Raw genomic sequence first — 12,394 nt, forward strand, 5'->3', positions numbered from 1 at the left:
CGGTCAGCCCTTTTGCGGTTGTATCGAGTTTTTAACGGCTGTTTGTGCCGTGTTTCCAATGGAGACTAGCAGGTAGCGCAGGTTGCTGGCTTCTATCACGGTCGACGCCGGCAGCTGCGCCAGAATATCGTCTTTTTGATCCTTGGGGATCGCTACAAAATATCGGCTATACCGCTGCTTTTCTCGCATTTTAGTCAGTTCGCTCATGCTTACCCCAGCCGCTGTGCCATTTGAATAGAACTGGGCCGAGAACGGCAGTTCATCCAGATAGAGCAGGGCGCTGTCGCCGGGCGCTTTAAGTGCTGCGTAGTCTTGAGCCAACGTCTCTTCGGTTTTCAGTTTGTGGTTGCTTGCCACCATGACCAAGGCGAACGCAGTGGTTAGCAACGGCACGCTGAGTACCAGAGGAATCGACGCGCGTCGTGCCAGCTGCGGGCGACTATTGTGTAGCGCACACAGCCCTCTTGCGATCAGGATCGCTGAAAAGGGCATCGAAGGCAGCACGTAGGTCCATAATATATTGCTGGCAAGACTGAAAAACAGCATCGGTGTCAGTGCCGCCAGCAGCATCAGCCCGCCTTGTGGGTCGCGCCATGGGGCAAGAGTCGCTGCAGAGGCGTTTCGCCTCAACAGGCGGTATGTCACACCGCCAATGGCCAGAATACCCCAGGGGAATGAAGCCCAAAGCCAGAATGCCCAGATCATGCCCTTTGGTCGCAAATGGGCGGAGCCGTAGAGGTCGCCGGCCCAACCGGGATCAATGAAGCGCTTGATGTGCTCGCCGATAATAAAATAGTCGAGAAAGCCCGGTGTTTTCAGTTCAGCCGCAATATACCAGGGCAAGCTGATGGCCAGTGTCGCAAGGGTGCCCGAAACCCAGGGGAACGCCCCGAGCGTTTGTTTCCAGTTGCCGCGCCAGGATGGCCAGAGTAACCAGAGTGTGATCGGGGTTCCGGTGAGGACGAGTGCAAGTGGGCCTTTCGCCAGCAGACCAATAGCCAATCCGGCAAAGAACAGCCAGCGCCAGTAGCGTTGATGACCGGCCACCACCATTCCGAAACTCACCAGGCTGAGTGTCGTGCCCAGCGCCAGAAACGGATCGGTCATCACAGCGCCGGCGCTGATATAGGTCAGCGCCATAGTCGCCAGTATCAGGGCCGACCAACGTGCGACCTGACGGCCGTAGACAGCTCTTGCATAACAGCCCGTAAGCCAGAGCATCGCCAGGGTACATAGCCATGAGGGCAGTCGCAGTGCAAATTCCGAAGTGCCAAATGCCTTGATCGCCGCCGCCTGCGCCCAGAACGATAGCGGTGGCTTACCCCAGAAAGGAACCCCGGGACTGAACCAGGGCGTGATCCAGTCGCCTGTTGTGGCCATCAAACGGGCAATTTCGGCATAGCGCGGCTCGGTGGTGTCCACCAGGGGGAACAGGGCCATGCTGATCAGTCGGCTCAGCAAAACAGCTGCCAAAACCCACAGCCAGGGGTTAACCCGCTTGAACATGGCGTTTGGCCTCCTGCAGGTGTGCGACGCTCTGGTCCGTGGCCACGCCTGTGCGTTCCACCACGTCCTGAGTGATGTACACCGGTCGCTGCTTGGATTCGATATAGGTTTTCCCAACGTACTCGCCAACGATGCCAATCCCCATCAGCTGCATACCGCCGAGGAACGTGATGATCGCAACCAGTGACGGATACCCGCTGGTAACGTCGCCCAGCAGTGTCGCCTTAACGACGATCCAGAATCCGAACAGCGCGCCGAGTGTCGCTGCGATAACGCCGACTCCCGTGGCCCAGCGTAAAGGCGAAACAGAGAACGAGGTCAGCCCTTCAAAGGCCAGCCCGGCCAGTCCGAGAAAATCCCACTTGGTGGTGCCCGCCTGACGCGGATCACGATCATAGCGAATGATGGTGGTGGGCATGCCCACCCAGGCAAAGAGCCCCTTCATGTAGCGATTACGTTCGGTGAGCTGCAACAGCGCGTTGACAGCGCGGCGGCTCATCAGGCGGAAATCACCGGTATCGACCGGAATGGGCGACCTGCAGGTGCGATTCAGCAGGCGATAGAAACAGTAGGCGCTGGCGCGTTTGAGCCAGGTTTCCCCCTGTCGGGATCTGCGTTGCATCAACACGACGTCGGAGCCCGATTGCCAGCGATCGACCATCTCGGGGATCAGCTCGGGCGGGTCCTGAAGATCAGCATCAATGATCACCACAGCATCGCCCCGGGCGTGCTCGATGCCGGCGGTCAGCGCGGCTTCCTTGCCGAAATTGCGACTCAGGCGAACCAGCCGGGTGAACCGGTATTCGCGCAGCATGTCGATAATATATTCCGCACTGCCGTCCTCGCTGCCGTCATCCACAAACACGATTTCGGCAGTGAGGGGAAGTTTGGCCAGAATCCGTTCCAGGCGCTGAATAAAAAGGGGTAACACTTCTCTCTCGTTATAAACGGGCACCACCACGCTGAGTGCGGGCGTCGCAGGATGATCGCGATGAGGAAGGGTGAAATGACTAGTGGAACGGAGCTCACTCATGAAACACAAGCCTCTTGTACAGGGCGTAGTTCAGGGCAGCCACACACAGAGTTGTGACCAGTTGAGCAATTGCAGGCGGCCATATCGCGACCTGATGCAAGGCATCGAAAATGGCAATGTTGGTCAGCCAGGCAATGGCGCATGAAAGCAGGTAACGGGGTACGGCCGAGCGGTGACGGCGGGCATTCAGGAAGGCGAGTCGCCGCTGCAACAAGTAGTTGGCGACAGCACCGACGAGGAAGCCGATTGCCGTCGCTATCAGCGCGGACATCCCTGCCTGCATTAATATCCCCATGGTCAGCCAGTGAGCCGATGTGGCGAGTCCGCCGGCGGCCAGAAATCCCAGTGGCTGCCGGATACGGATGTGAGTGGATGACAAGATGGCGTTATCTGCTTTCATGGGTCGACACGTTACCGTGCCGACCATCAAGGGACTGTTCAGTGAATGTCAGGGAAATATCAAGGCAGGTCGTATTTCTGCTCCCGGTATAACCACAGTGGTAGCAGCGAGTGGGCGAGTGCACGCTTGCGCACGTCTTCTGCTGGCGGCGTGTCGCGGAACTTTGTTCTGGCCTTATCCGGCATATAGGTGCCGCTCAGCGGGGGCTGATCCTGACGCAGAACGGTGACGTCGAAGTCGCCTTCCATCCACGCATAGTAGTTGCTGAACTGCATCATGGCGCGGCCGGGGGCGCCGGGGAGCTCGCGGGTGAGATCCCGTCCGATCATCGGGTTATCGTTGTCCAGCCCCATCAGCGATAGCATGGTGGGGGCCAGGTCAATCTGACTGGCGATGGTCTCCACTTTTTTCGGTTCGATGTCCGGACCCAGGATCAGGCCGGGAATCTGGAAGTTCTTGATCGGGACCAGATCCTGACCATAAACCCGAGCGTCGTGATCGGCCACGATCAGGAACAGCGTGTTGTCCCAGTAGTCGCTTTCACGCGCCTTATCAATGAACTGCCCCAGCGCATAGTCCGCATACTTGACTGCGTTATTGACCGAGTTGTACGGCTCGTCATAAAGCGAAATCCGGCCCTCAGGAAACTCGAACGGCGAGTGGTTGGACGATGAGAACACCAGGCGGAAAAACGGCTTGCCCTCGGCATTGAGCTTTTCCAGTTCCTTCTGGGTTTTGTTGAACAGGTCTTCATCACTGACGCCCCAGCTACCGGTGAACTCGGGCGACTCGTAGTCCAGCTCATCAACAATGTGCTCGAAACCGTTCCCGGTAAAGAAGCTGCGCATATTGTCAAAGTGAGCCTCGCCTCCGTATATGAAACCGGTGTCGTAGCCTTTCCGTCGCAGCAGCTCACCTATTGTAAAAAAGTGGTTCTGGGACAGGGATAACTTCACCACGCTGCGCGCCGGCGTGGGCAGATAGCTGGAGATGACCGCTTCAATGCCACGGACCGATCGGGTGCCGGTCGCATACAGATGCTCGAACCACCAGCCGTCATTTTTCAGACGTTCGAGGTTGGGTGTTACCGGTGTGCCACCAAGGGATTCCACGAAGGTCGCACCCAGGCTTTCTTCCAGCACAATGACGAGATTCATCGGCTTGTCGCGCTTGCGGGTCGCCACCTGGTGGTGGAGTGTCGGGAACTGCTCGCTGGCGAAAGATGCATCTGCCAGCCAGGGCACGCCGCGTACTTCGTCGAGAATGGTCTGGTTGTCCATCTGGCCATAAGCATCGCCGGCGTTGGCTTCATGCTTGAGGTTGTAAATTGCGTATTCCACTGACCAGGCAGAGTTCAGAATCAGTGAATTGACAAGAGCATCCGAGGTCAGTGCAAACATGGCTGGATTGGCCGGGCGATGTTCTGTGGTTGAGCGAACGCCCGCGAAGACGGCCAGAACCACGAGCGGCCAAGCCAGCAATGTATTGCGGTAGCGAGGGATCCGGGTTTCCGCAAGCCACGGTCGCAACAGCCGGGTCAGGGCAATGGTCAGGACAATACAGGCGGTCACACCGAAGATGAGCTGCAGGCGGAAGCCATGCCAGAGCGTCGCAAACACTTCTCTTGGGTACTTGAGGTACTCGATAAACAGGCGGTTGGGGCGAACATCGTATTGGGCAATAAATGTGGGTGTTGCCAGTTCCATAAACAGCAATATAGCGACCGCGATGATCCACCATGTCAGGGTCAGGCGTTTCCAGAGAGTCCAGCTTTTGCCATGGCCGAAAAATGGCAAAAGCAAAAGAGGCAACGTAATAATCAGCCCTGCCTGAATAACATCCACCCGCAGTCCCTGAAGAAAGATAACCGGGAAGATACCGGTATCAGCGACCCGGTCCCATTGCCAAAGCACCAGCCCGGCGCGGGAAACGCCCTCGATAATCAGGATCAGGCAGAATAGCTGCAACAGCGGCGCGTAGGCGCCTGCCCAGCGAAAAGCACGGTACCAGCCTTGGGCGATGGAGCCAGCGGGAGAGGGGGACTGCTTTGACATGCCACTTCCTTAAGATTGAAAGATTCTTGATGCATGTATGCCATCGGTTTTGCCTGGATTTCCCATAGGCAATAGCTGCCCGGTGCGATACAGCGCTTTTTGCGCCATCGTACAGAGCCGCTTGTCAGTGGGGTGTCATGGGAATGTCAAAAAAATATCAAAGCAGTCCAGAGACTCGAGAGCGGAGTTTGGAAAGTGAGAAGTCGCATATAGGCGGCGCCTGAGCACGGCGGTGTCAGAGGGTAGAGTTTGATCGAATGGGGCGGTCAGAACCGCAACGTGCTACCTGTTGTGTACAGAGTCATATCGTGAGTGAGGCAGTTTTTAGGTCGGGTTTTCAGCGTGTTAGCAGAGCTGTTTTGGTATTCATGTAAAAAATACCGAATATAGATAATATAAATTTTAATTATGCTTAGGCGGTTCGTAGAATAGCTTCCATCGTCAGCCGGGCCGGTTTTCTGATTGTTGTTTGATCAGTTTTCGGAAGGCTGAGCGTAGGTTCAATCAACTACTAAACAGGATCGACCATGTCACAGTACAACCAAGACATTGAGGCCATCAAAGCGCTTAAAGAAAAAATGAAGGGCTGGGATGCGATCAACCCTGAGCACGCTGCACGTATGCGCGCCCAGAACCGTTTCCACACAGGTCTGGATATCGCCAAGTACACCGCAAAAATCATGCGTGAAGACATGGCGAACTATGACGCTGACACTGCTCAGTACACCCAGTCCCTGGGCTGCTGGCACGGCTTCATTGGTCAGCAGAAGCTGATCTCTATCAAGAAGCACTTCGGTACTACCAAGCGTCGTTACCTCTACCTGTCTGGCTGGATGGTTGCAGCACTGCGTTCCGAGTTCGGCCCGCTGCCTGACCAGTCCATGCACGAGAAGACATCTGTTTCCAGCCTGATCGGCGAGCTGTACACCTTCCTGCGTCAAGCTGATGCATGGGAACTGAACCACCTGTTCCGTGACCTTGAAGCAGCGAAGAAAGCTGGCGACTCAGCCAAAGAAAAAGAGCTGCTTGATGCGATCGAAAACTACGAAACTCACGTTGTGCCGATCATTGCCGACATCGACGCTGGTTTCGGTAACGCCGAAGCGACTTACCTGCTGGCCAAGCAGATGATCGAAGCCGGTGCTTGCTGCATCCAGATCGAAAACCAGGTATCTGACGAGAAGCAGTGCGGTCACCAGGACGGTAAAGTAACTGTTCCTCACGCTGACTTCCTGTCCAAGATCAACGCGGTTCGTCTGGCGTTCCTGGAACTGGGTGTTGACGATGGCGTTATCGTTGCACGTACCGACTCGCTGGGTGCAGGCCTGACTCAGAAGATCGCTGTTACCAACGAGCCTGGCGACATCGGCGACCAGTACAACAGCTTCATCGATGGCGACGTTATCGACAAGGCTGAAGACATCAACAACGGTGACGTTGTGATCAAGCAGAACGGTAAGCTGGTCAAGCCTAAGCGTCTGGCATCCGGTCTGTTCCAGTTCAAGGAAGGCACTGGTGAAGACCGTGTTGTACTGGACTGTATCACCAGCCTGCAGAACGGTGCTGACCTGCTGTGGATCGAAACCGAGAAGCCTCACGTCGGCCAGATCGCAGCCATGGTTAACCGTATCCGCGAAGTGGTACCGAACGCCAAGCTGGTTTACAACAACAGCCCATCGTTCAACTGGACTCTGAACTTCCGTCAGCAAGTATTCGACGCTTGGAAAGAAGAAGGTAAAGACGTGTCTGCCTACGATCGTACCAAGCTGATGAGCGCTGACTACGACGAAACTGAGCTGGGTCAGCTGGCTGACAAGTGGACTGCCAACTTCCAGCGCGACGCTGCGCGTGAAGCGGGTATCTTCCACCACCTGATCACTCTGCCGACTTACCACACTGCGGCCCTGTCTACTGACAACCTGGCCAAAGGTTACTTCGGTGACGAAGGCATGCTGGCCTACGTTGCAGGCGTACAGCGTAAGGAAATCCGTCAGGGTATCGCGACTGTGAAGCACCAGGACATGGCCGGTTCCAACATCGGTGATGACCACAAAGAGTTCTTCGCGGGTGATGCAGCCCTGAAGGCTGGCGGTAAAGACAACACTATGGGTCAGTTCGAGAACATCTAATCTCGATTGATTCAAGCTTTGCCAGAAAGGCGATCCCGTAAGGGGTCGCCTTTTTTGTATCTATGACATATACGAAAGGCCCGCAATCGCGGGCCTTTCGTGTTCACCTTGATGCGATTATGGTAGTTCGATCAGGATGGCCATACCCAGTTCCTCAGGAGCGTTCAGATCGTTGGTGTAGGCTGTGCGGAAAATGCCCAGACTGCCGCTTTCGTTGAAGTAACCGATGAAGTATGTCGCTTCGGTGCTGGCATCGCCGACAACGATCACGGCAGCACCATTTGCAGAAATGTCGACAGTGGCGTCTTCAGCAGTCGCTTCATCGCTCTTTTCGATCTGGATGTCACCGCCCAGTCCCGCCATAGAAAACTCAGCCGTGCGGGTTGTTGCTGTTGCCTCCGTTTCGCTATTCATTGTTATGGTGGAGCCGAACGTGGTGTTGGTCATCGCAAGGTTGTTGCCAGGGAATCCTACGCCAACAAACATCAGGCGGTAGGTTTTGCCGGAAACTGAGGGAGCCGTTGTTGGCAGTTTGACCATCATGGTGGTGCCAGCTTCTGCTCCAGTGCCATCAAGTCCATCAGACTCACCGAATACGATGAAGTTGGCTTCATCATTGATGAAACCTGTAGAACCATCGACATTCAGGTTGCCGTTGGATTCGACAGTGTAATCCAGGGTTTCACTGTTTGAGTCGGAATTGTCGTACCAGCCATCCGTGACGTTCACGCCATCCCCTGAAACTTCACCGTAGCTGACTTCATCAACGCCATCGAAGTTCAGAATATTGTTCTCGTTTTCGATATCAATCGTTCCACCGCTTGCCAGTTTGGCGGAAAGGAAAACTCTGCCGTATTGGCCTTGCAGATCCGCAGCTGAAGCAGATGTTGGCGTTTTTGCGAATACTTCGATTGAGCGGAAAACCTCATCGCCAAGTTTGTTGCTGGGATCAATCGCGTCATAAATGTTGTCGCCATCGGTATCCAGCGTCGCATAGCGAATTGCCCCATCCTGCGCCTGCACAAAAAACAGGTTCTGGTCTTTTAGTTTCTGCAATGGATAGTTTGCTGCAGGATAGCGGAAGCCATAATCATCACTGCCTTCGAGCTCTTCTTCGAATTCACCTGCAATCATCAATACATTCTTTGCGTTGAAAGTGGCTTCGAGTTCTTCCACTTCGTCATCAACGTCAGATGAGTATCCGACGTAGGCATTCGCCAGGTTCGCACCAGAAATAGAGCCGTAGCCTGTTTCTTCACCACTGATAGTGACGTCAACGGTACCGTCAGCATGTCCAACGAAATTAAACGGAGACGCATAGGTATCCAGTGCAAAAGTGCCATGCCCACTGCCATCAGAGTCATGTAGTCCGAATCCCATGGCGGCCGACCGGTAATCACCGGAGATCGACGTGGCGTCGCCGGTGCCGGCACTGATATCGGCGATTTTGGTTTCCACATACTCGCCAGCAACCTGCTCCAGCGTCTTGAACATTTCGTCCAGGTTGGCACCGGCGGTCATATCGAATTCTTCAACGGCACCGGACAGAGACACAACGGCACCGGGCTTGAGTGCGTCCAGATCGGCACCGCTCTTGATGAAGCTGCGAAGCACGAATTCAGACACTGGTGAAATGTTCACCGCTTTTTCGACAACCTGTGCGCGCATTTCCGAGTTGTTCTGGCCGGTGATCCGCACGATCAGGTTACCGGCAAGGCTGACGCCCTCAGGCAGGTCTATTTTGTAGTTGCCGCTGATTGAGGTTGCGGTTTCAGCCAATACCTCGCCGATCTGCTTGCCGTCATCGTCAACCCTGATGAGCTCGACTTTTGCACCACTAACAGGCTGTAGCCCGTCAATTTTGGCGTGGGCCGGGCTGATCAGAAAGCGTGCGGCAATCTGTAGTGGGTTAACGGGTTCGAGCTTGGCTACTGCGCCTGCCGGCGCAGTAGCTGTGCCAGTGACAGTTGTGGATGCTGAGCCTGAGTCAGATCCGGATGATCCGCCACCGCCACAGCCGGCGAGGGCGACCAGTGAAGAAACAGCGAGAGCCAATGGTAGTTTCTTATGCATTTTCATGAGAGCAGTTCCTGTAGGTATCAGTGTTATCGATCTTCAAGGCCTTATCCTCTCAGTCACTGGTGTGCATCGAATCCCCAAAATAGGGTATAGATGGTAAAACAATGTTTAATAATCAATCGTTTGTAACCGTATGTTTGTTGAGTGGGTTCTGGCTGTAACCCGATGTCAGGCGGGCTTACATTCGGACACCGATACAGGCGACTGATTAACCGGTGCTTTTCCTCTGCCACAGGAGTTTTGCGTTGGTGGGTGTTTCAGAGTTGGAACAGATTGATGAGCTGGTCATTTCTCCACTTGGCGGATGAATTATTTAGTCATTCTATTTCAATTGGTTAGTCGTACTTTTTTGTATTGGCACGGGAATCGCTGAGCAGAGTAGCGGGCTGGTCGCCAGCGCTCCGACAGGAGGATGCGGTCGACGCTGTAGAGGTCCCTTGATAAGCCAACGACGAAAAAGGACAGGGAATTATGAAAACTCAAAAGAGCTTGCTAGCACTTGCTGTGGCGATGAGTCTGGGTCTTTCGGGCGCGGCACTCGCTGATCTGGGTGGTGATGGTGCACCGAACACCAACTCGGATGATGGTTCATCGGCGAACAACGGCTATTCCGGCAATACCGATTCCGGTAACGATAACTCGACCGATAATTCTGATAATTCAGACGGCTCTGACAATAGTCTGAATACCAGTGATGCCTATAAGGTGGCCGATAGTGGCAATGACAATTCGGACAACACCAACAATTCGGATAACTCGGATAATTCCGACAACTCTGACGCATCAGACAACAGCATGAACACCAGTGATGCGTTCAAGATCGCGGACAGCGGTAATGACAACTCCGACAACTCGGATAATTCGGACAATTCCGATAACTCTGATAATTCCGATGCGTCCGACAACAGCGTTAATACCAGTGACGCATTCAAGATCGCAGACAGTGGCAATGACAATTCGGATAACTCGGACAACTCCGACAATTCTGATGCGTCTGACAATAGCGTGAACACCAGCGACGCGTTCAAGGTGGCCGATAGCGGAAACGATAACTCTGATAATTCGGACAGCTCTGACAACTCTGATAATTCGGACAACTCGAATAATTCAGATAACTCGGATAATTCGGATAACAGTGATACCGATTCCAACAACACGGCGAACAACTCATTCAATACCAACACTGATAACAGCGACAATTCCGACAGCAGTGATAACTCAGACAACAGCACAGCTTCGCTGAACCTGAGCCTGCATGTGTTCATGAACGATGCTGATCTGGATGGCAGCGTGTCAGGGACCACCACCACTTACGGCGATGGCAATGCGAAGAATGCCTACACCGAAGTGACGCATCGCAATGATATATCCGGAGGTTCTGCCAACTTCACCGGGGTAGGGGCTATCGCTCAAAACGCCGGGAATGCGAGCGTTACCCAGGCGAATGTCAGCGTGATGTCCAACCTGACCGCCGGTCAGTAGGGCGCGACGGCCGAGGCTGATCCCTGTGTTCCCGGTGTTTGCCGGGAGGCGATCAGCCTGCGGCAGTTATTTGCAGGAGCATCAGCCATGGTTTCCTACCGGAAATTATCGCGGCGGTTTTTCTGGCTTCCCGTTTGTCTGGCGTTGAGTCCGGCTATGCAGGCTGAAGACGTGTTGCAGGGTGTGGACATCATGACCCCGGAGTCGTTGCAACAGGCCAATGGTCGGCAGGGCATTCCGTTCCAGTGGCAGGTTAACGATACCGAGCAGAATGGTGTGGTGTCTGACAACGTCCTCCAGGGCCATGTGATGACAGGCAATAACTCGATTTCCGACAACGCCTTTCAGAACATGAACGGGGTGGCAACGGTGATCCAGAATACCGGCAACCAGGTGGTCATTCAGGACAGTACTCAGATCAATGTGTTGATTAATCGGTAATACCCGATAGCAACGCAAGGAGGTGTCAGCATGGGTGCGCGGAGCATGTTGTGGGTAGCGGCGGGGTTGTTGACCACGCTGGTCGTCGGCGCACCTGTGGTTTATGCCGGATCAGTTCAGTTGCCGGGATTGGGTGGGGACATCGAGATGGAGGTGACCAGCTTTCAGGAGCGTCGCTTCAGCACCATTCTTCGGCAGGAGAATGATTTCAGTTGCGGCTCTGCGGCGGTCGCGTCTTTACTGTCTTACCACTATGACACGTCGGTCAGTGAGCGGACCGTATTTGACGCCATGCTGGCATCAGCGGATAGAGACAAGGTCCGCAGAGAAGGCTTCTCAATGCTGGACATGAAGCGGTATTTGGAAGCGCAGGGGTATCAGGCTGACGGGTTTCGTATGCCTTTGGAGCAGATCGCGGCGCAAGTGCGTTTACCGCTGATTGTATTGCTGGATCTGAACGGCTTTCGTCATTTTGTGGTGGTAAAGGGCATCAGTGATCAGGAGGTTCTGGTAGGCGACCCAACCCGAGGGTTACTGGTGCTTTCCCGAGATGTCTTTGAAAGCCGCTGGGACGGCGTTGCTTTTGTTATTCGGGATCACGTCGCTCAGGGACGTGAGACTTTTAACCGCGATGCCGAGTGGCATCGGGTGGCACGTGCGCCGGTGAATGCAAACAATACTCCGGGCGACCGGCTGAACAGCGAACAGTTGCTGATGACCCCGATGGGGCTGGAGTGGTGATCACCATGCGCGTCAGACGGACTCAGGGGCGGTGTTTTGGCAGTTGCTATCGATTGATTGTGAGTGCCGGGCTGTTACTGGCGGCTATGGGGCAGGCGTTTGCTGACGACTGGTATCGAACCTCGTTACGCCTGGATAATGCAGCATTGGACCAGCAGCGCGGCGGCTTCAGCCTTGGTGGGCTGGAAATTGCGATAGGGCTGGAGCAGGTGGTATCCGTTAACGGTGAAACGCTTATCGTAAACCGGCTGACGATTCCCAACCTCAATCAGCGGATCAGTAACGATCTGGGGCAGCAGTACTTTGAGGTGGCGCAGATCTCCACGGCCAGTCAGGGCATTGTGCCGGCACTGGTAACTTCGAACCTGCTACTCGAAGGCGGGTGGTTTACCCAGATTCAGAACAGTCTTGATCAGACGGTTATCCAGAATATTCGCTCGCTTAATATCGAACTCAACAACGTTGGCGTGCCCAACAATGTGCCATCCGGTCTGCTTTCACCCTACCTGCAAACAGGACGCTGATTTCC

General features: G+C 54.6%; 10 protein-coding genes. 5 read left to right on the forward strand and 5 right to left on the reverse strand.

Annotated elements, in window-relative coordinates; genetic code table 11:
• Positions 1 to 3: 3 nt before the first annotated feature.
• From ACUN9X_RS05270 to ACUN9X_RS05285, 4 genes are read right to left on the reverse strand one after another with little or no spacing between them, the layout of a single operon-like run.
• Positions 4 to 1,506, reverse strand: coding sequence for an ArnT family glycosyltransferase (locus ACUN9X_RS05270; protein WP_445472412.1), 1,503 nt, complete (start codon positions 1,504 to 1,506; stop codon positions 4 to 6).
• The gene (locus ACUN9X_RS05275) at positions 1,490 to 2,539 is read right to left on the reverse strand and encodes a glycosyltransferase family 2 protein (RefSeq protein ID WP_445472413.1); all 1,050 of its coding nucleotides are present in this window, start codon (positions 2,537 to 2,539) and stop codon (positions 1,490 to 1,492) included. The genes ACUN9X_RS05270 and ACUN9X_RS05275 overlap by 17 nt, the downstream gene beginning before the upstream one ends.
• Positions 2,532 to 2,939, reverse strand: coding sequence for a GtrA family protein (locus tag ACUN9X_RS05280; protein WP_260038323.1), 408 nt, complete (start codon positions 2,937 to 2,939; stop codon positions 2,532 to 2,534). The genes ACUN9X_RS05275 and ACUN9X_RS05280 overlap by 8 nt, the downstream gene beginning before the upstream one ends.
• 59 nt (positions 2,940 to 2,998) lie before the next feature.
• A complete protein-coding gene (locus ACUN9X_RS05285; protein ID WP_445472414.1) occupies positions 2,999 to 4,993 on the reverse strand; it encodes an LTA synthase family protein in 1,995 nt (664 codons plus the stop codon).
• A gap of 527 nt (positions 4,994 to 5,520) precedes the next feature.
• On the opposite strand from ACUN9X_RS05285, the gene ACUN9X_RS05290 reads away from it, so the two are divergent.
• Entirely contained in the window at positions 5,521 to 7,122 is a 1,602-nt protein-coding gene (locus ACUN9X_RS05290; RefSeq protein WP_260038321.1) for an isocitrate lyase, read from the forward strand.
• 117 nt (positions 7,123 to 7,239) lie between these two features.
• On the opposite strand, the gene ACUN9X_RS05295 is transcribed toward ACUN9X_RS05290, so the two are convergent.
• Positions 7,240 to 9,201, reverse strand: coding sequence for a hypothetical protein (locus ACUN9X_RS05295; protein ID WP_260038320.1), 1,962 nt, complete (start codon positions 9,199 to 9,201; stop codon positions 7,240 to 7,242).
• A gap of 471 nt (positions 9,202 to 9,672) precedes the next feature.
• On the opposite strand from ACUN9X_RS05295, the gene ACUN9X_RS05300 reads away from it, so the two are divergent.
• The 4 genes from ACUN9X_RS05300 (at position 9,673) to ACUN9X_RS05315 (ending at position 12,389) form a co-directional block, all read left to right on the forward strand.
• Positions 9,673 to 10,683 carry a hypothetical protein gene (locus ACUN9X_RS05300; RefSeq protein ID WP_260038319.1) on the forward strand — a complete coding sequence of 337 codons (1,011 nt, stop codon included), beginning with the start codon at positions 9,673 to 9,675 and terminating at the stop codon, positions 10,681 to 10,683.
• 87 nt (positions 10,684 to 10,770) lie between these two features.
• Positions 10,771 to 11,124 (forward strand): hypothetical protein, encoded by a 354-nt coding sequence (locus ACUN9X_RS05305; protein ID WP_260038318.1) that lies wholly within the window; start codon positions 10,771 to 10,773, stop codon positions 11,122 to 11,124.
• Positions 11,125 to 11,154: 30 nt separating this feature from the next.
• A complete protein-coding gene (locus ACUN9X_RS05310; protein WP_260038317.1) occupies positions 11,155 to 11,865 on the forward strand; it encodes a C39 family peptidase in 711 nt (236 codons plus the stop codon).
• A gap of 5 nt (positions 11,866 to 11,870) precedes the next feature.
• Positions 11,871 to 12,389: a hypothetical protein gene (locus ACUN9X_RS05315; protein WP_260038316.1), complete on the forward strand. Its 519-nt coding sequence runs from the start codon at positions 11,871 to 11,873 to the stop codon at positions 12,387 to 12,389.
• The last annotated feature ends 5 nt before the right edge of the window (positions 12,390 to 12,394 follow it).

The organism is Marinobacter sp. V032, assembly GCF_052645435.1.